This window comes from Pseudomonas asplenii (assembly GCF_900105475.1).
Taxonomy (GTDB): domain Bacteria; phylum Pseudomonadota; class Gammaproteobacteria; order Pseudomonadales; family Pseudomonadaceae; genus Aquipseudomonas; species Aquipseudomonas asplenii.
In genome coordinates this window covers 666109-687912 of sequence record NZ_LT629777.1, presented here as the reverse complement: position 1 = coordinate 687912, position 21804 = coordinate 666109, and the positions used below count along the sequence as shown (strand labels likewise).

Genomic DNA, 21804 nt, shown 5'->3' with positions numbered 1-21804 from the left:
CTTTCTATTCAATCAGTCACTGACACTAGGTTCTCCATGGCTCAATACGTCTTCACCATGCATCGGCTGGGCAAAGTTGTGCCGCCGAAGCGGGAAATCCTGAAAAACATCTCCCTGTCGTTTTTCCCTGGCGCCAAGATCGGCGTTCTGGGCCTGAACGGCTCGGGTAAGTCCACACTGTTGAAAATCATGGCGGGCGTCGACACCGAGTTCGACGGTGAGGCGCGGCCGATGCCGGACCTGAACATTGGCTACCTGCCACAGGAACCGCAACTGGACCCGAACAAAAGCGTGCGTGAAGTGGTCGAGGAAGCGGTCAGCGTGATCAAGGACGCCCAGGCTCGCCTGGATGAGGTCTACGCCGCTTACGCCGATCCGGATGCCGACTTCGACAAGCTGGCCGCCGAACAGGCCAAGCTGGAAGCGATCCTGCAGGCCAGCGACGGCCACAACCTGGAGCGTCAGCTGGAAGTCGCCGCCGATGCGCTGCGCCTGCCGGCCTGGGATGCTCGTGTCGAGCACCTGTCTGGTGGTGAAAAGCGTCGCGTTGCCCTGTGCCGCCTGCTGCTGTCGGCCCCGGACATGCTCCTGCTCGACGAACCGACCAACCACCTGGACGCCGATTCCGTGGCCTGGCTGGAGCACTTCCTGCACGACTTCCCGGGCACCGTGGTTGCGATCACCCACGACCGTTACTTCCTGGATAACGTCGCCGGCTGGATTCTCGAACTCGACCGCGGCGCCGGTATTCCGTACGAAGGCAACTATTCGGGCTGGCTGGAAGCCAAGTCCGATCGTCTGGCCCAGGAATCCAAGCAGCAGTCGGCGCATGAAAAGGCCATGAAAGAAGAACTGGAGTGGGTGCGCAAGGGCGCCAAGGCACGCCAGTCGAAATCCAAGGCTCGTCTGCAACGTTTCGAGGAAATGCAGTCGCAGGAATTCCAGAAACGCAGCGAGACCAACGAGATCTATATCCCGGCCGGTCCGCGCCTGGGTGACAAGGTCATCGAGTTCAAGAACGTCACCAAGGGCTATGGCGACCGCGTATTGATCGACAACCTGTCGTTCAGCATGCCCAAGGGCGCGATCGTCGGCGTGATCGGCGGTAACGGTGCGGGTAAATCGACGCTGTTCCGCATGCTGATGGGCAAGGAAACCCCGGACTCGGGCAGCATCGAGATCGGCGAAACCGTGCAACTGGCCTGCGTCGACCAGAGCCGCGAGGACCTGGACGGCAGCAAGACCGTGTTCCAGCAGATCTCCGATGGTTCCGACCAGATCCGCATCGGCAACTACGAGATCCCGTCGCGTACCTACGTCGGTCGCTTCAACTTCAAGGGGGGCGACCAGCAGAAATTCGTCAAGGACCTGTCCGGTGGTGAGCGCGGCCGCCTGCATCTGGCATTGACCCTGAAGGAGGGCGGTAACGTCCTGCTGCTCGACGAACCGTCCAACGACCTCGACGTCGAAACCCTGCGTTCCCTGGAAGAAGCCCTGCTGGACTTCCCGGGTGCGGCCATCGTGATTTCCCACGATCGGTGGTTCCTGGACCGTGTGGCCACGCATATCCTGGCCTACGAAGACGATTCGCAAGCGGTGTTCTTCGAAGGCAACTACACCGAGTACGAGGCCGATCGCAAGAAACGTCTCGGCGAGGCTGCGGCCCAGCCGCATCGTGTACGACACAAGAAACTGGCCTGATCGGGCCGGTGGTGGAAACGGCGGAGCCTTGGGGCTCCGCTTTTTTTTGCTCGTTTTTCCGGTATTTCCACCCTGGTGCGTCAAGGGTGTTCTTGTGCTTTTTAATGGTGCCTTAAAAGCCCATTTGGTACGGAGTTTTATATAAAAAGCACCATTTAAATTCATAAGTGCGACATTTTGCACTGTCATAGTGCTCGGTCAGTTGCTAAAGTCCGGGTCGAATTATTGAAAATGACAACTCATTGACGAGACCCTCCCATGACCGAATCTGTCGACCACTTTCTCGCCCGTCTGAAAACACGTGATCCGGATCAACCGGAATTCCACCAGGCGGTGGAGGAAGTCCTGCGCAGCCTGTGGCCTTTTCTGGAGGCCAATCCGCACTATCTGACGTCGGGCATTCTCGAACGTCTGTGTGAGCCGGAACGGGCCATCACGTTTCGCGTGTCGTGGGTCGACGATCAGGGCAAGGTCCAGGTCAACCGCGGTTTCCGTATCCAGATGAACAGCGCCATCGGCCCGTACAAGGGCGGTCTGCGTTTCCATCCGTCGGTGAACCTCGGCGTGCTGAAGTTCCTCGCTTTCGAACAGAGCTTCAAGAACGCCCTGACTTCGCTGCCGATGGGCGGCGGCAAGGGTGGCTCGGACTTCGATCCCAAGGGCAAGAGCGATGCGGAGGTCATGCGGTTCTGCCAGGCGTTCATGAGCGAGTTGTATCGCCATATCGGTGCCGATGTGGATGTACCGGCCGGCGACATTGGTGTCGGCGCCCGCGAGATCGGTTTCCTGTTCGGTCAGTACAAGCGCCTGGCCAACCAGTTCACTTCGGTGCTGACCGGCAAGGGCATGAGCTACGGCGGCAGTCTGATCCGTCCGGAAGCGACCGGTTTCGGCTGCGTGTATTTCGCTGAGGAAATGCTCAAACGCAAGGGTGAACGGGTCGAAGGCAAGCGGGTGGCGATCTCCGGTTCCGGCAACGTCGCCCAGTATGCGGCGCGCAAGGTCATGGACCTGGGCGGCAAGGTGATCTCACTGTCCGACTCCGAGGGCACGCTGTATTGCGAAACCGGCCTGACGCAAGAGCAATGGCAGGCGCTGATGGACCTGAAGAACGTCCAGCGCGGGCGGATCAGCGAGCTGGCGCAACGTTTCGGCCTGGAGTTTCTGGCCGGCCAGCATCCCTGGAGCCTGAACTGCGATATCGCGCTGCCCTGCGCGACCCAGAACGAGCTGGATGCCGAAGCTGCCCGGACCCTGCTGCGCAATGGCTGCATCTGCGTGGCCGAAGGCGCCAACATGCCGACCACTCTGGAGGCTGTGGATATCTTTATCGAGGCCGGTACCCTGTTCGCTCCGGGCAAGGCCTCGAATGCCGGCGGTGTAGCGGTCAGTGGCCTGGAAATGTCGCAGAACGCCATGCGCCTGTTATGGACGTCGGGTGAGGTCGACAGCAAGCTGCACGGCATCATGCAGGCGATCCATCATGCCTGCGTGCACTACGGCGAGGAGAATGGTCGGGTCAACTACGTCAAGGGCGCCAACATTGCCGGCTTCGTCAAGGTCGCCGAAGCCATGCTGGCCCAAGGCGTGGTCTGAGCGGGCTGACAGGGCTGGCGGCGTCAACGGTCAGGCCGGATCGATCCGGCCTGGCACAGGCTATTGCGAGCGGTAGGCCCGTGCGGCGTCGCGGTCCTTTTCCTGTTGCCAGGCTCGCTCGCGTTCGTCCCAGTGGCGATTCTTGTAGGCCTCGCGGTCTTCATTTTCGCGCATCGCCTGGCACTGGCGGAATCCATCGTCCCAGCCAGTTGAGTACTCACGCTCGTGCAGGTAGCGAGGCACGTTTTTCCTGAACTGGCCGGTGATGACACCGGCTGCCTGCCGACCGCTGGCGCAACCGTCGTCGAAGCCATCGGCAAACGCTGGTGGATAACCTTGCATGAGCAGATGGTCGTGGGTCGACTCGCAACCGGCGAGCACGAGCAGCACGCCCAACAACAGCCAACGCCACATCATGGACACCTTGATTCCTCGACCGGTATGTCATTGAGTGTAGGCCGTTCTTTGTGAGTGGCGCGTGAAGGCACTGTCGCCAGAGCGTTGCAGTTGAGCGCTTTGTGGCGCTCGACGGTAAATTTTCCTGACGCCGGTCGTCATCTTTCGAGTAGGTTAATCCCGCATCGAGCGTTCTGCGCCGAGTGTTTCAGCCCCGTGCATGTGTGCCGGGGACGTTTGTCGTCACAGTAAAAGAGAGTGGTGTATGAGTTGTTTCAAAGCCCATGGCATGGGTGTCGGCCTGACCTTGTCCGCCTGCGTTGCCATGGGAGAGCCCTTGCCCGAGAGTTCCCTGTTGGGCCGTTTTGGCATGACGGTGGACGATTTGCCTGCTGCTGCCGTGCCGGAGCCATCCAGGACAGCCGTCGAGGAGCCCGCCAGCCGGTTTCAACTGCAGCCGGAGTTGCCCGTGGTGGATATCCGTTTCTCGGAGCGGACGGAACCGGAGAGTGTCGGCAATATCAGCATCGACAATATGCGCCGGCGCGATCAGGAACATTGCCTGCGCCTGCTGGAGCAGTCGGTGGAGCGTGATCCCGGGCGAGCGAAGCTGCTGTGTGATTGAGCCGGTTGGACGTGTCATGGCCCGCTCCGTCGCGGGCCCGATTCAATAGTGGTACCACTTCAGCTCCAGCATGACTTCGTTTTCCGCTGACGCCAGTTTGCTGAACTCGCGTTGAGCGCTCAGGCGCAGGCCGAGGTTACGCGACAACTCCCATTGCTGATTGAGGCTCAGGCTGCGGCGCACTTCACCATTGGTGAAATAGTCGCCCTTGGCTTCCAGGCTCAGGTTGCCCAATGGGTTCTTCCATAACAGGCCGGTGTTGAAACCGCTGGCCGGCGAGACGAAGGCAGCGAAATCGGCGTTGTGTTCCAGGCGTACGGTGCCCAGGGCAAAGCCGAGCAGGTTGTCGCTCAGTTGCCAGGTGCCGCCGGCACCGCCATTCACATGGCTGACCAGGGTCTGGTCGTCATGCTTGCCGGGGACCCGCTCCAGCCCGCCGGTGACTTGCCAGGACCAGGGTTGCAGCAGCTCATTGCGCGGTGTCAGCGAGCGGATGGTCGCCAGGTCCAGTTGTTGCAACTGCCAGTGGTTGCCCTCGTACTGGCGCAGTTTCATTTGCAGGATTTCGATCTGCGCGCCCAGAGGGAAGCCCTCGGCGTTATCGTTCAGGTCGTGGTAGGCCATGCGCAGGCCGTACTCGCCAAAGGCCCGGCTGCCCCGAGTGCCGACGCCGGCCTGCCAGGTCCGCGACTCATGACCGTTTTCCGGTAGCCCGGGCGGGGTGATCTGCAACTCCGGCGCCGGATTGCGATTGATTGCCCGCAGCAGTTCGAAACTGCGTTGTGCCTGTACCGGGTCACGCTCCTGGCCGTTGGCCCGATAGCGTTCGAGCCGATAGGCGGCATCGACGATCAAAGCCTGGCGATCGCGGGGCAGAGCCTTGAAGGCCGGGTCTTGCAGGACTTTCTGTTCGGCACTGACCTTGAGTACCCATTGTTGTTCGTCGGCGCTCAGGGGCTTGGCCCGTTCCAGCAGTTCACGCTCGCGGGACGGGCGGTAGTCGATCTTCTCCACCAGGCCAGCTTCCTTGACCGCCTTCACGGTGTCGGTGGGGATCGCCGTCAGCGGAAACTGCCCGGTCAGGCGCAGTCTGGGGCGGGCGACCTGCAGCAGTTCGAGCAGGCGATAGGAGCAGTTCTCGTCGAAGAAGAAATAGTCGAACTGGATCTGTTTCAGCTCCCAGACGTGCTCGACCATGCGTGCGGTTTCTTCCGGGGTCAGGTTCAGCCGGTATTCCCACAGGTCGCGGTTTTCCAGGCTACGGTATTCGGCCAGTTTTTCCTGGTAGGGGACCAGGGCGAACAGGCCCGGGTAGCCACCCATCAAACCTTTCCAGGCATAGAGGATGCTGTTGTCCGAGCCTTCGATGTAGGCACCGAAGTTGATCGCGTAGCTGAGCAGCGCGGTCTGATCGCGCTGGACATCGGCCTGGTCGATCCGCAGCAGGGTATGTCCGAACATCGACGATGGGCTGTTCAGGTAGGCTGCGGGAAAGATCATCACTGTGCTGTGGGGCGAAACTTCCTTGAACCACTGCTTGAAGTCGGAACAGTCCACGGCCGGCAGGTCGTTCAACTGCAATTGGGCCTTGAGCCAGCGAGTCCGTGCGGGATACACGCACTGTGCATGCTGATTGCCGGCGCTGGCCGGGGCGTAGAGCGCGGCGACGGTAGCCTTCAGTTCGGCATCGGGATGATGGGCACCCTCGGCGGCGAGAAAGAATTTTTTGTCATTGACGTAGCTGCGCCAGCCACCGAGCTTGGCGTGTTCGTAATGGCCCAGGGAAATCCAGAAGGGATCGTTGGCCAGTTGCTGCAAACGTTGATCATCGAGGTGTGAAGCGGCCTGGAGCGGAGCACAGGCGCAGAGCGCCAGATAGGCAAGGCGTTTGAGCATGGTGGGCAACTGTTGTCCGGGTCGGGCAGGGAATGCCCGCCCCGAGGGGCGGGCGGGTCACGCTCAAGCCTGGGTAGCGTACTTGGCCAGGCGCGGGTCGTTCTTGAGAACGGCCAGGGTATTGGTATGCACGTCGTCGGCGGTGACGTCGGCCTTGCTGAAGATCTGCTGGAAGTGCTCGTGGGTCACGGCAGCGAAATGCGCGCGATCCTCGGGGGCGACACCCAGCACCACAGCGTAGGTGGTCAGGGCTTCGCCCTGGCCCTTGGCCATGTCTTCCGACAGCTCGTTCATCATGCCATTCATGGCGATCCAGGATTTGCCGCCGTAGGTCAGGGCGTCCTTGGTCGAGCAACCGTTGGTACCGGACGTCATGCCGAAGGTGGCGTTACCGGAAGTGCCGTTGGTGGTGGAAGCCAGGAAGTGAGCCGGGGTGCCGCGCTGGCCTTTGAACAGCATGTTGCCCCAACCGCAATCCGGCCCGCCTGGTGCCTGTGCCATGGCCTGGAGGGAGACAACGGTGAAGAGAGTACCGAGAAGAATCCGTTTCATAGCTTTGTTCTCTTTGTGTGCATGCCAAAAAACAAGGGACCGGTCTGTGCAAGCGCCGGTGGGCCGGTTATCTCTCCGGCCGCGCACGTTGGAGTTTAGGCATTATCCAAGGGTTCCGTGATTTTTTGCTCGAATAATGAACTCTGTCTTCTGTGGGACGGTTCCGAGTGCTTGAGCCTCGACTTGAGGATTCATCCATCGGTCGCCTTGCCAGCCGGGTACGGGCAGCGCCAGAATGCTTTTATCTGCCCCGCCTGATGTAAGGAAGCCCGATGTCTGATTCTGTTGCTGCCAGCCTGCGTCTTGCGCCTGAAGCGCTGACTCGCCCTTTTTCCGCTGAACAGTTCAGCTTCTCTACCACCAATGATCTGGAGCCTTTTCGCGGTGTGCTTGGCCAGGAACGCGCGGTCGAAGCGTTGCAGTTCGGTGTGGCGATGCCACGCCCCGGTTACAACGTGTTCGTCATGGGCGAACCGGGAACCGGTCGGTTTTCATTCGTCAAACGTTACCTCAAGGCCGAAGGCAAGCGTTTGCAGACCCCTTCGGACTGGGTTTACGTCAATCATTTCGATGAACCACGGGAGCCACGTGCGCTGGAGTTGCCTGCGGGCGAGGCCGGCGCCTTCATCAGTGACATCGGTGGTCTGATCGACAATCTGCTGGCGACTTTTCCGGCAGTATTCGAGCACCCTTCCTACCAGCAGAAAAAAAGCGGTATCGATCGCTCCTTCAATCAGCGCTACGACCGCGCGCTGGATGTGATCGAGCGCCTGGCGCTGGAGAAGGACGTCGCCCTGTACCGTGACAGCAGCAATATTGCCTTTACTCCGATGAGCGACGGCAAGGCCCTTGACGAAGCAGAGTTCGCCCAGTTGCCGGAGGCCGAGCGCGAGCGTTTCCATGCCGACATCGCCGACCTCGAGGAACGCCTCAACGAGGAACTGGCCAGCCTGCCGCAATGGAAACGTGAGTCGAACAATCAACTGCGCCAGTTGAACGAAGAAACCATCACCCTGGCCTTGCAGCCCCTGCTTGCACCGTTGTCGGAAAAGTACGCGGAAAATGCGGCCGTCTGTGGGTACCTGCAAGCCATGCAGGTCAATCTGCTCAGGACCGTGGTCGAGCAACTGGTCGACGACAGCAAGACTGACGCCGTGGCCCGCAAGCTGCTCGAAGAGCAGTATGCCCCGAGCCTGGTGGTCGGCCATCCGGCCAGCGGCGGTGCGCCGGTGGTGTTCGAGCCGCACCCGACCTACGACAACCTGTTCGGCCGGATCGAATACAGCACTGACCAGGGCGCGTTGTACACCACCTACCGGCAACTGCGCCCCGGGGCGTTGCACCGGGCCAATGGCGGTTTCCTGATCCTCGAAGCCGAGAAGATGCTCAGCGAGCCGTTCGTCTGGGATGCCCTCAAGCGGGCGTTGCAGTCGCGCAAGTTGAAGATGGAGTCGCCGCTGGGCGAGCTGGGGCGCCTGGCGACCGTGACCCTGAACCCGCAAGTGATCCCGTTGCAGGTCAAGGTCATCATCATCGGCGCTCGCCAGCTCTACTACACCCTGCAGGACCTGGATCCGGATTTTCAGGAGATGTTCCGGGTGCTTGTGGACTTCGACGAAGACATTCCAATGGTCGACGAGAGCCTTGAGCAGTTCGCGCAGTTGCTCAAGACCCGTACCTCGGAAGAGGGCATGGCGCCGCTGACCGCCGATGCGGTGGCGCGCCTGGCGACCTACAGCGCGCGCCTGGCCGAACACCAGGGGCGTTTGTCGGCGCGCATCGGCGATCTGTTCCAGTTGGTCAGCGAGGCGGATTTCATTCGGCACCTGGCCGGCGATGAACGGACTGACGCCGGCCATATCGAGCGGGCGCTGAAGGCCAAGGCCACGCGTACCGGGCGAGTATCGGCGCGGATTCTCGACGACATGCTGGCGGGTATCATCCTCATCGATACCGCCGGTGCGGCAGTCGGCAAGTGCAACGGTCTGACGGTGCTGGAGGTCGGTGATTCGGCGTTTGGCGTGCCGGCGCGAATTTCCGCCACGGTCTATCCGGGTGGCAGCGGCATCGTCGACATCGAGCGTGAAGTGAACCTTGGCCAGCCGATTCACTCTAAAGGGGTAATGATCCTGACCGGCTACCTGGGTAGCCGATATGCCCAAGAGTTTCCCTTGGCGATTTCCGCGAGTATCGCCCTGGAGCAGTCCTACGGTTACGTGGATGGCGACAGCGCGTCCCTCGGCGAGGCCTGCACGTTGATTTCGGCCTTGTCGAAAACGCCGCTCAAGCAGTGCTTTGCCATTACCGGCTCGATCAACCAGTTCGGTGAGGTGCAGGCGGTCGGTGGGGTCAACGAGAAGATCGAAGGGTTCTTCCGTCTCTGCGAAGCTCGTGGCCTGACGGGCGAGCAGGGGGCGATCATCCCGCAGGCCAACGTCGCCACCCTGATGCTCGACGAGAAGGTCCTGCAGGCGGTACGTGCCGGGATGTTCCACGTCTATGCGGTGCGCCAGGCCGACGAGGCGCTGAGCCTGCTGGTGGGCGAGCCGGCCGGTGAGCCGGATGCCGATGGCCAGTTCCCGGAAGGCAGCGTCAATGCGCGGGTGGTGGAGCGTCTGCGGGTGATCGCCGAACTGATCAGTGAAGAGGATCTCAAGGAGGCCGAGAAGGAGGCCGCCGAGCAGGCGCTGGCGGAGGTCAAGCCGTCCTGATGTCCGCTGGTGGGGGCCGGCAGGCTGGCCTCCACGCCACGCTCAAGAGTTTGACGTTTTTCGAAAAGGTGTCCGTTTGTCCTCCAGGCTCATGTACAGCCTGGATTTATTCTATTCTCAGGGCAAGGACATCCACAGTAGTCACTGGAACCATGCAGACCCCGTTGGGGCCTGAAGACAGGATCTACCGAGGGTCGCCGTCATGTCGCGCAGCCTGTGTCTTACCCGCCAATGCCTGGGGCTGGTCACCCGTATCGAATGCGTCATTCGCCCGCTTGCCGGGGATAACGGTATGTGGGCTCTGCTGTTTGCCGCTGGAATGGCGGGTGAGCAGCCCTCCGCAATCAAATCCCAGGGCCCGTTCCATGGCCCCTTCGTTGCCGAATCGATCCTCGACTCGATTGTCGAAAGCCTGACCCTGCACGGCTACCAACTGGCCGAGGAACCGCAGATCTGGCGTCTGCACCTGCAGGCTCAGCTCCGGCAGATCAACGGCTCGCGTGGCCGGCAGTTGCATTGAGAGATCATTCGGTCGGTTCGTTGTTCTGGACCTTGTCGAGCTTGACCTCGAAACCGTACTCGACGGTCTGCAGGTCGGTGCGCTGGTAGCTTTCCAGTTGCGTTGGCTGGCCGTAGAAGTAATGCACCTCATTGACCGGTGCCGAGCCGGTTTTTTCATTGGGGCTGCTGGTGAGGACTTCCTTCAGGTAGTTGCCGCTGTCGTCCTTGGCGTAAAAGCGCCAGGACTCGGCGGGAAACTGCTTCTGGTCGACAATCAGCGCGTTGCCTCGCAATTCCAGGCCTTTGGGCAACTGGCGCGCATCGAGAGTGTTTTTCTGGATGCTGGCGAGAAACATCGGGATCGAGCCGATGGCATAGGCCGGTGTTTCCGGAAACAGGTTGAGATCGTAGGTGATCGAGCCTTCCAGCGGATCGACCTCGAAGGCTTCCTTCGGCAGTTCCAGGGGCTCGCCGCGCTTGCCGTGCTCATCTTCGGCGAAAAAGGTGACCGGGCTGTCGCCGGGGTTGAGGGATGAACCGAGTAGTTCGTCGTTGAAGGTCCTGGGGTGGTCGAACTCGATACGGGCTGCGCTGGCATCCTCGACCGATTGGCTGATAGTGACGCTCTTTTTCAGTCGCTCGGCATCGAGGTTGGCGTCCTTGAGGTAGCTGACGGCCTGGTCGTCGTAGACCACCACGGGCATCGGCAACGGCTGGACTTCCTTGCCGGTAGTGTTGTCGAACTGGCGTACCGGCAGGTCCAGCTCCTTGCGGTTGACGATGGCGTCGGAGAAATCGAGCACGCTGACCTCCAGCGTATCGACCAGGCCATTGAAGTACACACGGGCATAACGGCTGGGCTGGCTGGCCTCGAAGGCTTTCTGTTCGCCGTCGAGTTTTTTCTCGAATTCATCGCTCCAGCTTTTCTGCTTGAGCATTTCGTCCAGTTGCTTCTGATAGAAGGCGAGCTGGGCGGCGTTTTCATTGATCGAGCCTGAGCGCGAGAGGAACTGTCCGGTTTTGTCCTTGGCCTGGACAATCAGCGGATTGAGTGGGGTATCGCCCAACTGCGGGGACTGCGGCGCACTGTTGCTCAGTTCGATTTCGGCATTGTTCTTGTCGAGGGAGACCAAGGTCAGGCTGACGTTGTCTTGGCTCTGGCGTTTGCCGACGTCCTTGCCGGTCAGGGTGAAGGTCACGATCTTGCGGGGCGCGATCACTTCGACCTTGCCATGCAGGGTGACCGGTTGCGGCTGCTTGCTGTTCTCGACCTCCAGCCCCTCGATGTAGGGGTAGGTGATTGTCAGGTCATCGGGGTTGGTCATGTTGGCGCTGGACGGGCTCAACTGGATACCGGGATCGGTCTCTGACCATTCGGGCTGGAAGGGAATCACCTGTTTGTTGCTCAGGGTCACCGACTGCCATTCCAGCGCATGGGGGAAGGGAAATTCGGTCGGGTAGTTGAAGCTGAACGGGAAGATCGGCTGCAGGTCGGTCAGGTAGTCGGAGCTGGATTTCTTGCGCAGTACGAACAGCCCGTTGATGTAGGTCTCGGCCAGGGCCTGTGGGCTGGCGTAGTGCTTGAGCAACGCCAGGGCATCTTCGCTGTACTCGGTTTCGATCGGCTTTTCCCGCAGGCGCAGGCGCGCCCGTTCAAGCAGCAGCAGCGAGCCGCCGAGGTCCGCCACCGCGTCCTTGAGCTTGGGGTCCTGGAGGCTATCCAGGGTTTTCTCGAACTGCGCGGTTCTTTCCTCAAGGCTGGCCTGTGGCGGCTTGTCGTGAGGGGAGCAAGCGCTCAGCAGCAGAGCGACCGAGAGTCCGAGGCAACTCAGGGGGCGTTGCAAATCCATTGTTCAGTTTTCCTGTCCACAGTACGTGCGCAATGTCATTGATGCCGACACTAGCAGAAAAACATGCGTTCGCAGCTGTCCTCCTGTTGAACGAGGTGTTTGGCGCAGGCTTTTTCTCTCTGGTTGAGGCGCTGGTATACTCAGCGCCATTTTCAGGCGATGTGTGAGATTCATGGAACGGTTTATCGAAAATGCGATGTATGCCTCGCGCTGGCTCCTGGCCCCGATCTACTTCGGGCTGTCCCTGGGACTGCTGGCCCTGGCACTGAAGTTCTTCCAGGAAGTGTTTCACGTTATCCCCAACGTGTTTTCCATGGCCGAGTCGGAACTGATCCTGGTGCTGCTGTCGATGATCGACATGGCGCTGGTGGGCGGGCTGCTGGTGATGGTGATGATGTCCGGCTACGAAAACTTCGTTTCCCAGTTGGACATCGCCGATGACAAGGAGAAGCTCAGCTGGCTGGGCAAGATGGACTCCACCTCGCTGAAGATGAAAGTGGCGGCTTCCATCGTGGCAATTTCCTCGATTCACCTGTTGCGCGTGTTCATGGACGCCAAGAATGTCGATCCGGTGCATTTGCAGTGGTATGTGATCATTCACATGACGTTCGTGGTATCGGCGTTCGCCATGGGGTATCTGGATAAAGTCACCAAGCATTGATCCCTGGCTGTTCAGCCGACCTGCACCGCCCGTGCGTTGTGAAACGCACGGGCGGTATCGTTTCTGGGCTGGAGGCTGCTAACCCCGCGTGCTTCTGTGCTAGTCTGCTGGCCCTTTTTGGTTCCGGGCGCGAGGGAAAATGCCAGCTTCAGGGTGTTTTCCAGAGCAGACCCATAGCGGAGCAGTGTCATGTCCGAAGTAAATCTGTCCACCGACGAAACCCGCGTCAGCTACGGCATTGGCCGTCAGTTGGGCGACCAGCTGCGTGACAACCCGCCACCTGGCGTGAGCCTGGACGCGATCCTGGTGGGCCTGACCGATGCGTTCAACGGTCAGCAAAGCCGTGTTGGCCAGGAAGAGCTGTCCGCCAGCTTCAAGGTCATCCGTGAAATCATGCAGGCCGAAGCGGCCGCCAAGGCTGAAGCCGCAGCGGGTGCCGGCCTGGCATTCCTGGCTGAAAACGCCAAGCGTGACGGTATCACCACCCTGGCGTCGGGCCTGCAGTTCGAAGTGCTGACTCAGGGCGACGGCGCCAAGCCGAGCCGTGAGGACACCGTGCGCACTCACTACCACGGTACCCTGATCGACGGTTCCGTGTTCGACAGCTCCTACGAGCGTGGCCAGCCAGCCGAATTCCCGGTAGGCGGCGTGATCGCCGGTTGGACCGAAGCACTGCAACTGATGAACGCCGGCAGCAAATGGCGTCTGTACGTGCCGAGCGAGCTGGCTTACGGCGCCCAGGGCGTTGGCAGCATCCCGCCACACAGCGTGCTGGTATTCGACGTCGAGCTGCTCGCCGTCCTGTAACGCGCTGTAGGAGCAGGCGGTGTGGCGATCCGACTGGTCCGCGATGGGCTGATGGCCTACTCGCGGATCAACCGGATCGTAGCACCGTGTGCTCCCACAAGGCCTGCTTTCACAGAGGCTGCGGTGTGAAAATGGATGATGTTCACATCTGCAACTTGCTGTTGATGTCCACCGTCGGGCGCAATGCCCGGGCATAACAGAACAGAAACAGGTTGCGCACCAGTTCCTTGAGCACCAACGGTTCGCTGGAACTCAGGCTGCTGACATCCAGGTCGCCCTGATCCTGCAGTTCATGCAGTGCTTCTTCCTCCAGTACCGCACAGACTTCGCCCGTTTCCCGATGCAGGATGCGCAGGTAAGGGTGTGGACGGTCCAGCCAGGCATCGATCAAATAAGTCATGGTCTCATCTCCTTGATGGGTTTCAATGAGAATAATTCTTATTCAAATAATAGCAAGTGCCTATTGGCGGATTCCTGTTTTTTTGTGTGGGGAATTTGTCTGGGGACAAGGGATCGGGTGTAGGTGGGGGATGCAGTGTCAGGCGGATATGCCTGCGGATGATGCCGAAAGGGCGCTCCGGGCTGCCGGCGACAAGGCTTTGGGCCTGATCGCCAGCGCCGTGTCGGCTCAGGCTTTCCTGACGAATTCCGACTTGAGTTTCATCGGGCCGATGCCGTCGATCTTGCAATCGATATCGTGATCGCCGTCGCACAGGCGGATGTTCTTGACCTTGGTGCCGACCTTGACCACCAGCGAGGTGCCCTTGACCTTGAGGTCCTTGATCACGGTGATGGTGTCGCCGTCCTGGAGAATGTTGCCCACAGAATCCTTTTTCACGCTGTCGTCGGATGCGGCTTCAGCTTCGCCACTAGCGGACCACTCATGGGCGCACTCGGGGCAGACCAGTTGGACGCCATCTTCGTAGGTGAATTCGGAATTGCATTTGGGGCAGGGTGGCAACGTGCTCACTAGGGCTCCTCAGGTTCAGGGAAGGCTAAAAGCGCACATTATATAGGGTTTTATCGGCGAAAGGGGGCGTCGCGGACGTCTGCAGGAGCGAGGCTTGTCCGCGAAGCTTTCGGCGGCCCCAAGGCCCATTCGCGGGCAAGCCACGCTCCTGCCAGGGGCGGCTTGTCAGTGGGTACGGGCGACGGCGAACTCGCTCAGCTCGACCAGGGCATCGCGGTACTCGCTGGCTGGCAGTGCTTCCAGGCAGGCAATGGCGCGAGCGACGTAGTCACGGGCCAGTTGCGCGGTGTATTGCAAGGAGCCCGAAGCTTCCACGGCGGCGCGGATGCTTTCGAGGTCTTCGATCCCGCCTTTCTGGATCGCCTGGCGAACCAGGGCGGCCTGTTCCGGTGTGCCTTCGCGCATGGTGTAGATCAGCGGCAGGGTCGGCTTGCCTTCGGCGAGGTCGTCACCGACGTTCTTGCCCAGGGTTTCGGCGTCGCCCTTGTAGTCCAGCAGGTCGTCGACCAGTTGGAAGGCCACGCCCAGGTGATCGCCAAAGGTGCGCAGGGCTTCGGCCTGTTCCGGGGTCGCTCCGCAGAGGACGGCGGCGCTGTGGGTCGAGGCTTCGAAGAGCATCGCGGTCTTGCCGCGGATGACTTCCATGTAGGTTTCTTCGGTGGTACTGGCGTCGCGGACCTTGGACAACTGCAGCACTTCGCCTTCGGCGATGATGCGGGTGGCCTGGGAGAGGATCTTCATCACGGGCATCGAGCCCAGTTCGACCATCATCTCGAAGGAGCGCGAATAGAGGAAGTCGCCGACCAGCACGCTGGGGGCGTTGCCCCACATGGCATTGGCGGTGGAGCGACCACGGCGCATGCCGGACATGTCGACCACGTCGTCATGCAGCAGGGTTGCGGTGTGCAGGAACTCGATGGTTGCCGCCAGCAGGCGCAGGTCGTCGCCTTCACGACCGAGGGCCTTGCCGCTCAGCAACACCAATAAAGGACGCAGGCGCTTGCCCCCGGCCGAGGTGATGTAGTCACCGATTTTCGAGACCAGCGGCACCCGCGAAGTCAGTTGCTTCTTGATGATGCCATCGACGGCGCTAAAATCGTCCGCCACCGCGCGGTAGAAAGCTTGGGGTTGCATCAGCGAGAGTCGCTCCAGAAGGGTTGCGCGGCATGCTAGGGCGGGGGGTAAGGCCTGTCAAGGCAGCCTCAGGCACTGTGAAAGCTACTGCGCTCGATAATCCTGCGTCAAAAGCAGGCTCGGAATGCTCATTTAGGCCCCTAAACTCCGCTTCCTCGCCTGCTTTTTCCTTGTCTTCTCTTCGCTCGCTACGCTTTCACAGCGCCTGCGATCCACTTGCAAGGAGCCAGCGGCTTGCGTACAATCGCGCACCCTGAACTTCCTGGGCAGCACCTGCCTTACGCAATTGCACTTGGGCCGTTCCAGCCCCATGCAGCCATGCCAGCCAATACCTTTACCTATAAAGCGCTGGGTGAGCAGGATTATCGGAGAAATACCATGTCTTACGCAGTAATCGTTACCGGCGGCAAGCAGTACAAAGTCGCCCCAGGTGAATACCTGAAGATCGAAAAGCTGGAAGTCGCCACTGGCGAATCCGTTACCTTTGATCGCGTTCTGTTGGTCGCCAATGGCGATGACGTGAACATCGGCGCTCCAGTTGTTGCTGGCGCTACCGTTGTGGCTGAAGTGATCTCCCAAGGTCGTCACGATAAAGTCCGCATCATCAAGTTCCGTCGTCGTAAGCACCACATGAAGCGTATGGGCCACCGTCAGTGGTACACCGAGATCAAAATCACCGGTATTCAGGCTTAATTCAGCCTAATCCCCTTTTTGGAGAATTGAACTCATGGCACACAAAAAAGCTGGTGGTAGTACCCGTAACGGTCGCGACTCAGAAGCCAAACGCCTTGGCGTGAAGATGTATGGCGGCCAGGCTATCAAAGCGGGCAACATCATCGTGCGTCAGCGCGGCACCCAGTTCCACGCTGGTTACGGCGTTGGCATGGGCAAAGATCACACCCTGTTCGCTAAAGTCGAAGGCGTGATCAAGTTCGAAGTCAAAGGCGCCTTCGGTCGTCGTTACGTGAGCGTCGTCGCGGCTTAATCGCGGCAATGCTGGAGAAGCCCTGTCTTGCGACGGGGCTTTTTCGTTTGTGGGGTGAGTCTCTTGCAAAGCTGTTTGCATGGGCCCGGCGTTGGTTTCGCGGGTAGGTTGGTAGCGCTGCGCTCATCTTTGCAAGAGTCTTATGTCTTGATTTCTATCGGCTCGTCCTGGTGACGAGAGGCGTGTGTTATGAAGTTTGTTGATGAAGTATCGATTCGCGTAAAAGCTGGTGATGGCGGTAACGGTTGCATGAGTTTCCGTCGGGAAAAATTCATCGAGAAGGGTGGCCCCAACGGTGGTGATGGTGGGGATGGCGGCTCGGTCTACATGGTTGCCGACGAAAACCTCAACACCCTGGTGGATTACCGCTATACCCGGCATTTCGATGCCGAGCGCGGTTCGAACGGCGGCAGCACCGACTGCACCGGCAAGAAGGGCGATGATCTGGATCTGCGTGTGCCGGTCGGTACCACGGTGATCGACTCCGCTACCCAGGAGATCATTGGTGACCTGGTCAAGCATGGCCAGCGTCTGCTGGTGGCTCATGGTGGCTGGCATGGTCTGGGTAACACCCGCTTCAAGTCCAGTACCAACCGTGCGCCGCGCCAGACTACGCCAGGTAAGCCGGGCGAGCAGCGTGATCTCAAGCTGGAAATGAAGGTGTTGGCCGACGTCGGTCTGTTGGGGCTGCCGAATGCCGGCAAGAGCACGTTCATTCGTTCGGTTTCGGCTGCGCGACCGAAGGTTGCGGACTACCCGTTCACCACGCTGGTGCCGAACCTGGGTGTGGTCAGTGTCGATCGCTGGAAGAGCTTCGTCATCGCCGACATTCCGGGGTTGATCGAAGGTGCTTCGGAAGGTGCTGGCCTGGGTATCCGTTTCCTCAAGCACCTGGCGCGTACCCGTCTGCTGCTGCACCTCGTCGATATGGCGCCGCTGGATGACAGCAGTGCCGCGGATGCCGCCGAAGTGATCGTCAACGAGCTGGCGCGCTTCAGTCCGTCGCTGGCGGAGCGTGATCGTTGGTTGGTGCTGAACAAGTGCGACCAGATCCTCGAGGAAGAGCATGAGGCGCGGGTCAAGGAAGTGGTCGACCGCTTGCAGTGGACCGGTCCGGTCTATGTGATTTCGGCGATTGCCAGTGAGGGCACCGAGCGCCTGACTCGCGACATCATGCGTTATCTGGAAGATCGTCTCGATCGTCTGGCCAATGATCCGGCCTATGCCGATGAGTTGCGCGAACTCGACCAGCGTATCGAGGATGAGGCCCGTGCCCAGTTGCAGGCCCTGGATGACCAGCGTGCCCTGCGCCGTAGTGGCGTCAAGAGCGTCCATGACATCGGTGACGATGACTGGGACGAAGAAGACGTTGATGATGACGATGGTCCGGAAATCATTTACGTCCGCGACTGATTCATTCGGTAAACTAGAACGCCGCTCTCTCGAGCGGCGTTTTGGTATCCGTAACACGTAAATCACATAATCGCGTGAGTGGCGCTCGGTCGCGCTGCTCGCTGGCAAAGGTTGGAAGATCATGCGGAGCAAGGTGACAGGTGCGCAGCGTTGGGTCGTCAAGATTGGCAGCGCACTGCTGACGGCAGACGGCAAGGGGCTGGATCGCGCGGCGATGGGAGTCTGGGTTGAGCAGATGGTGGCCTTGCACGAGGCCGGCGTGGAGCTGGTGCTGGTGTCGTCCGGTGCGGTGGCTGCGGGCATGAGTCGGCTTGGCTGGACCGCGCGACCGAGTGCCATGCATGAGTTGCAGGCTGCTGCGGCTATCGGTCAGATGGGGCTGGTGCAGGCCTGGGAATCGAGCTTTGCCGAGCATGATCGCCATACCGCGCAGATTCTGCTGACTCACGACGACCTGTCCGACCGCAAGCGCTACCTCAATGCCCGCAGCACCTTGCGGGCGCTGGTGGAGCTCAAGGTCATTCCGGTGATCAACGAGAACGACACGGTGGTCACCGATGAGATTCGCTTCGGTGACAACGATACCCTGGCGGCGCTGGTGGCCAACCTGGTGGAGGCCGATCTGCTGGTGATCCTGACGGATCGCGACGGTATGTTCGATGCCGATCCGCGCAACAATCCCGATGCCCAGCTGATCTATGAGGCTCGGGCCGACGATCCGGCGCTGGATGCAGTTGCGGGTGGTACCGGCGGCGCTCTGGGGCGTGGCGGTATGCAGACCAAGCTGCGTGCGGCGCGGCTGGCGGCACGTTCGGGGGCGCACACCATTATCGTGGGCGGTCGTCTGGAGCGGGTGCTGGACCGCCTCAAGGCAGGTGAGCGTATCGGTACTCTGCTATCGCCGGAGCGCGGTATGCTGGCTGCGCGCAAGCAGTGGCTGGCCGGGCATCTGCAGACCCGTGGCACCCTGGTGCTCGACGAGGGGGCGGTCAATGCCCTGGCGCGGGATCACAAGAGCCTGCTGCCCGTGGGGGTCAAGCGGGTTCAAGGCAGTTTCCGTCGTGGCGAGATGGTGGTGTGTGTGGCGCCGGACGGTCGTGAGATCGCTCGCGGGCTGGCCAACTACAGTGCGCTCGAGGCGCAGAAGATCATTGGGCAGTCGTCGGATGCCATTGTCGGCCTGTTGGGGTATATGGCGGAGCCGGAGCTGGTTCATCGCGACAATCTTATTCTGGTGTAACGGATTCGAGGGTAGTGGGCATGGGATTGGCAAAAGGATTGTTCGGGTTGTTCCTGGCGTTGCCGTTGCTGGCGTCGGCCGAGGAGATCGGTCAGGTATCCACGGTGTTCAAGTTTGTCGGGCCGAATGACCGGATCGTGGTCGAGGCTTTCGATGATCCGAAGGTCGAGGGGGTGACCTGCTATCTGTCGCGCGCCAAGACTGGTGGCTTGAAGGGCGGTCTGGGGTTGGCAGAGGATCGTGCCGAGGCCTCGATTGCCTGTCGTCAGGTGGGCGCAATCCGCTTCAGTGGTGAGCTCAAGGATGGCGAAGAGGTGTTCAAGGAGCGTACCTCGCTGGTGTTCAAGACCATGCAGGTGGTGCGTTTCCTCGACAAGAAGCGCAATACCCTGGTGTATCTGGTCTATAGCGACCGCCTGATCGAGGGTAGTCCGCAGAACGCGGTGACGGCGATTCCGATTCTGCCTTGGCCAAATCGGTAATTTGCAGAGGTGGTGCGCGCCCTGGCTTGCCGAGGCGTTGGACACTCCCTGTGTAGGAGCCGGGCTTGCCCGCGAATAGGCTCTTGAGCCTTGCATCGTTGATGAGGTCGCTTTCGCGGGCAAGTCCTGCTCTTACGGGGTCGGGTCGCCGCAAGGGCTGAATCGCAGGCAATAAAAAACCGACCCTAGGGTCGGTTTTTTAGCAGGCTTGTTGCTTAGGCAGCAACAGCCAGGGCCTTGATGTGGCCATTCAGACGGCTCTTATGACGAGCGGCCTTGTTCTTGTGGATGATGCCTTTATCGGCCATACGGTCGATAACAGGCACGGCCAGAACGTAGGCGGCTTGTGCTTTGGCAGCGTCTTTTGCGTCGATGGCTTTAACTACGTTCTTGATGTAGGTACGAACCATGGAACGCAGGCTGGCGTTGTGGCTGCGACGCTTCTCAGCCTGTTTAGCACGTTTTTTGGCGGAAGGTGAGTTGGCCACCGTCGAGCTCCTCGAAAGACTTTTTAGGGAATAGCAAACAAAATAGGCCGCGAATCATGCCGATGAGTTGAAGTCTTGTCAAGGGCGAACGATGTGCTCCGCTGAGTGGTAGGTACGTAACACCGGGATATTTCTTTCCGGCCTACGACCTGTAAACTCGCGAACTTTGGCTCTGCGCTGTTGCGGCGCGGAGTATCGCACAGCCGGGCGGATCATTTCGCCTGTTCTTTATCCAAAGGCGCACAATCTTTCAATGAATCTGCTCAAGTCGTTGGCCGCCGTCAGCTCTATCACGATGCTCTCCCGGGTGCTGGGTTTCGTGCGCGATACCATTATTGCCCGTGCCTTTGGTGCCGGAATGGCGACGGATGCCTTCTTCATTGCCTTCAAATTGCCCAATCTGCTGCGGCGAATCTTCGCCGAGGGGGCTTTTTCCCAGGCATTCGTTCCCATTCTGGCGGAGTACAAAAGCCAGCAGGGCGATGAAGCGACACGCACTTTCATTGCCTATGTCAGCGGCCTGCTGACCCTGGTACTGACGCTGGTGACCGCGCTGGGCATGCTCGCTGCCCCCTGGGTGATCTGGGCGACGGCGCCAGGGTTCGCCGATACGCCGGAGAAATTCAGGCTGACTTCCGACCTGTTGCGGGTGACCTTTCCTTATATATTACTGATCTCACTGTCGTCGCTGGCCGGGGCGATCCTCAACACCTGGAACCGCTTCTCGGTGCCGGCGTTCGTGCCGACCCTGCTGAACCTCAGCATGATCATCTTCGCCCTGTTCCTGACGCCTTATTTCGATCCGCCGGTGATGGCGCTCGGTTGGGCGGTGCTCGCCGGTGGCCTGGCGCAGTTGCTCTATCAACTGCCGCACCTGAAGAAGATCGGCATGCTGGTGCTGCCACGCCTCAACCTGCGCGACAGCGGGGTGTGGCGGGTGATGAAGCAGATGCTGCCAGCGATTCTCGGGGTCTCGGTCAGCCAGATTTCACTGATCATCAATACCATCTTCGCTTCGTTCCTGATGGCGGGTTCGGTGTCGTGGATGTATTACGCCGACCGTCTGATGGAATTGCCTTCCGGGGTATTGGGTGTGGCGCTGGGGACCATCCTGTTGCCGATCCTGTCCAAGACCTACGCCAGCAAGGATCGCCATGAATACTCGCGCATCCTCGATTGGGGGCTGCGCCTGTGTTTCGTGCTGGTCTTGCCGTGTTCGCTGGCGCTGGCGATTCTTTCCGAGCCCTTGACGGTCTCCCTGTTCCAGTATGGTCAGTTCAGCGCCTTTGATGCCTCCATGACTCAGCGGGCGCTGATCGCCTACTCGGTCGGCCTGTTGGGGATCATCATGATCAAGGTGCTGGCGCCGGGGTTTTATGCGCAACAGAACATTCGCACCCCGGTAAAGATCGCGATCTTTACCCTGGCCGTCACCCAACTGCTCAATCTGGTGCTGATCGGCCCCCTGGCCCATGCGGGGTTGGCGCTGGCCATCAGCGGCGGTGCCTGCCTCAATGCCGGCCTGCTGTTCTGGCAACTGCGCCGGCAGAAACTGTTCGTGGCGCAGGCCGGCTGGGGGATGTATCTCCTGAAGCTGGTGGTCGCCGTGGTGGTGATGTCGGCAGTATTGCTGGGGCTGATGCACGTAATGCCAGCCTGGGATCAGGGGGGCATGTTCGAACGGTTCCTGCGGCTGGGTGCCCTGGTGGTGGCGGGTGTGGTGGCCTACTTCGGGATGCTGCTGCTGATGGGCTTGCGCCTGCGGCATTTCAATCGCAAGTCGTTGATGTGATCAG

At 60.3% G+C, this 21804-nt stretch carries 21 protein-coding genes; 13 read left to right on the top strand and 8 right to left on the bottom strand.

Annotation, left to right across the window (positions count from 1 at the left end):
- Positions 1 to 36 precede the first annotated feature (36 nt).
- Both ettA and gdhA read left to right on the top strand, forming a co-directional pair.
- On the top strand, positions 37 to 1701 hold the full coding sequence (ettA, locus tag BLU37_RS03160) for an energy-dependent translational throttle protein EttA (protein ID WP_010451767.1): 1665 nt from the start codon (positions 37 to 39) through the stop codon (positions 1699 to 1701).
- A 258-nt stretch (positions 1702 to 1959) separates the two neighbouring features.
- Positions 1960 to 3297, top strand: a complete 1338-nt coding sequence (gdhA, locus tag BLU37_RS03155; RefSeq protein WP_090202218.1) for an NADP-specific glutamate dehydrogenase — start codon at positions 1960 to 1962, stop codon at positions 3295 to 3297.
- A gap of 60 nt (positions 3298 to 3357) precedes the next feature.
- Here gdhA and BLU37_RS03150 read toward each other — a convergent pair whose 3' ends face one another.
- Positions 3358 to 3711 (bottom strand): hypothetical protein, encoded by a 354-nt coding sequence (locus BLU37_RS03150; protein ID WP_172832995.1) that lies wholly within the window; start codon positions 3709 to 3711, stop codon positions 3358 to 3360.
- 247 nt (positions 3712 to 3958) lie between these two features.
- Between BLU37_RS03150 and BLU37_RS03145 the strand changes: the two genes are divergently transcribed.
- Positions 3959 to 4318 carry a hypothetical protein gene (locus BLU37_RS03145; protein WP_090202215.1) on the top strand — a complete coding sequence of 120 codons (360 nt, stop codon included), beginning with the start codon at positions 3959 to 3961 and terminating at the stop codon, positions 4316 to 4318.
- A gap of 42 nt (positions 4319 to 4360) precedes the next feature.
- Here BLU37_RS03145 and BLU37_RS03140 read toward each other — a convergent pair whose 3' ends face one another.
- Both BLU37_RS03140 and BLU37_RS03135 read right to left on the bottom strand, forming a co-directional pair.
- A complete protein-coding gene (locus tag BLU37_RS03140; protein ID WP_090202214.1) occupies positions 4361 to 6214 on the bottom strand; it encodes an Lnb N-terminal periplasmic domain-containing protein in 1854 nt (617 codons plus the stop codon).
- Positions 6215 to 6277: 63 nt separating this feature from the next.
- Positions 6278 to 6766 (bottom strand): DUF3015 domain-containing protein, encoded by a 489-nt coding sequence (locus BLU37_RS03135; RefSeq protein ID WP_010451777.1) that lies wholly within the window; start codon positions 6764 to 6766, stop codon positions 6278 to 6280.
- Positions 6767 to 7038: 272 nt separating this feature from the next.
- On the opposite strand from BLU37_RS03135, the gene BLU37_RS03130 reads away from it, so the two are divergent.
- Positions 7039 to 9477, top strand: coding sequence for a Lon protease family protein (locus tag BLU37_RS03130; RefSeq protein WP_010451779.1), 2439 nt, complete (start codon positions 7039 to 7041; stop codon positions 9475 to 9477).
- Positions 9478 to 9679: 202 nt separating this feature from the next.
- The gene (locus BLU37_RS03125) at positions 9680 to 9997 is read left to right on the top strand and encodes a PA4575 family protein (RefSeq protein WP_010451781.1); all 318 of its coding nucleotides are present in this window, start codon (positions 9680 to 9682) and stop codon (positions 9995 to 9997) included.
- Between the two features lie 4 nt (positions 9998 to 10001).
- Here BLU37_RS03125 and BLU37_RS03120 read toward each other — a convergent pair whose 3' ends face one another.
- Positions 10002 to 11828: a hypothetical protein gene (locus tag BLU37_RS03120; protein WP_090202213.1), complete on the bottom strand. Its 1827-nt coding sequence runs from the start codon at positions 11826 to 11828 to the stop codon at positions 10002 to 10004.
- Between the two features lie 172 nt (positions 11829 to 12000).
- Between BLU37_RS03120 and BLU37_RS03115 the strand changes: the two genes are divergently transcribed.
- A complete protein-coding gene (locus BLU37_RS03115) occupies positions 12001 to 12489 on the top strand; it encodes a TIGR00645 family protein (protein WP_010451783.1) in 489 nt (162 codons plus the stop codon).
- Positions 12490 to 12678: 189 nt separating this feature from the next.
- Entirely contained in the window at positions 12679 to 13296 is a 618-nt protein-coding gene (locus tag BLU37_RS03110) for an FKBP-type peptidyl-prolyl cis-trans isomerase (protein ID WP_090202212.1), read from the top strand.
- Between the two features lie 142 nt (positions 13297 to 13438).
- Here BLU37_RS03110 and BLU37_RS03105 read toward each other — a convergent pair whose 3' ends face one another.
- The 3 genes from BLU37_RS03105 to BLU37_RS03095 form a co-directional block, all read right to left on the bottom strand.
- Positions 13439 to 13696: a PA4570 family protein gene (locus tag BLU37_RS03105; protein WP_010451786.1), complete on the bottom strand. Its 258-nt coding sequence runs from the start codon at positions 13694 to 13696 to the stop codon at positions 13439 to 13441.
- A 228-nt stretch (positions 13697 to 13924) separates the two neighbouring features.
- Positions 13925 to 14266 carry a zinc ribbon domain-containing protein YjdM gene (locus BLU37_RS03100; protein ID WP_010451787.1) on the bottom strand — a complete coding sequence of 114 codons (342 nt, stop codon included), beginning with the start codon at positions 14264 to 14266 and terminating at the stop codon, positions 13925 to 13927.
- Between the two features lie 165 nt (positions 14267 to 14431).
- Positions 14432 to 15400, bottom strand: coding sequence for a polyprenyl synthetase family protein (locus BLU37_RS03095; RefSeq protein WP_090202211.1), 969 nt, complete (start codon positions 15398 to 15400; stop codon positions 14432 to 14434).
- A 378-nt stretch (positions 15401 to 15778) separates the two neighbouring features.
- Between BLU37_RS03095 and rplU the strand changes: the two genes are divergently transcribed.
- The 5 genes from rplU (at position 15779) to BLU37_RS03070 (ending at position 19520) form a co-directional block, all read left to right on the top strand.
- Positions 15779 to 16093: a 50S ribosomal protein L21 gene (gene rplU, locus BLU37_RS03090; RefSeq protein WP_007950961.1), complete on the top strand. Its 315-nt coding sequence runs from the start codon at positions 15779 to 15781 to the stop codon at positions 16091 to 16093.
- Positions 16094 to 16127: 34 nt separating this feature from the next.
- Positions 16128 to 16385 carry a 50S ribosomal protein L27 gene (rpmA, locus tag BLU37_RS03085; protein WP_003281574.1) on the top strand — a complete coding sequence of 86 codons (258 nt, stop codon included), beginning with the start codon at positions 16128 to 16130 and terminating at the stop codon, positions 16383 to 16385.
- Positions 16386 to 16574: 189 nt separating this feature from the next.
- A complete protein-coding gene (gene cgtA / locus BLU37_RS03080) occupies positions 16575 to 17798 on the top strand; it encodes an Obg family GTPase CgtA (RefSeq protein WP_010451806.1) in 1224 nt (407 codons plus the stop codon).
- 121 nt (positions 17799 to 17919) lie between these two features.
- A complete protein-coding gene (gene proB, locus BLU37_RS03075; protein WP_010451809.1) occupies positions 17920 to 19038 on the top strand; it encodes a glutamate 5-kinase in 1119 nt (372 codons plus the stop codon).
- 20 nt (positions 19039 to 19058) lie between these two features.
- Positions 19059 to 19520 carry a CreA family protein gene (locus BLU37_RS03070; protein ID WP_026007560.1) on the top strand — a complete coding sequence of 154 codons (462 nt, stop codon included), beginning with the start codon at positions 19059 to 19061 and terminating at the stop codon, positions 19518 to 19520.
- A gap of 215 nt (positions 19521 to 19735) precedes the next feature.
- Here the strand turns inward: BLU37_RS03070 and rpsT are convergent, their stop codons facing one another.
- Complete coding sequence (gene rpsT, locus BLU37_RS03065; RefSeq protein WP_010451812.1) at positions 19736 to 20008, bottom strand: 30S ribosomal protein S20; 273 nt, start codon at positions 20006 to 20008, stop codon at positions 19736 to 19738.
- 253 nt (positions 20009 to 20261) lie between these two features.
- On the opposite strand from rpsT, the gene murJ reads away from it, so the two are divergent.
- On the top strand, positions 20262 to 21800 hold the full coding sequence (gene murJ / locus BLU37_RS03060; RefSeq protein WP_090202210.1) for a murein biosynthesis integral membrane protein MurJ: 1539 nt from the start codon (positions 20262 to 20264) through the stop codon (positions 21798 to 21800).
- Positions 21801 to 21804: the final 4 nt, after the last annotated feature.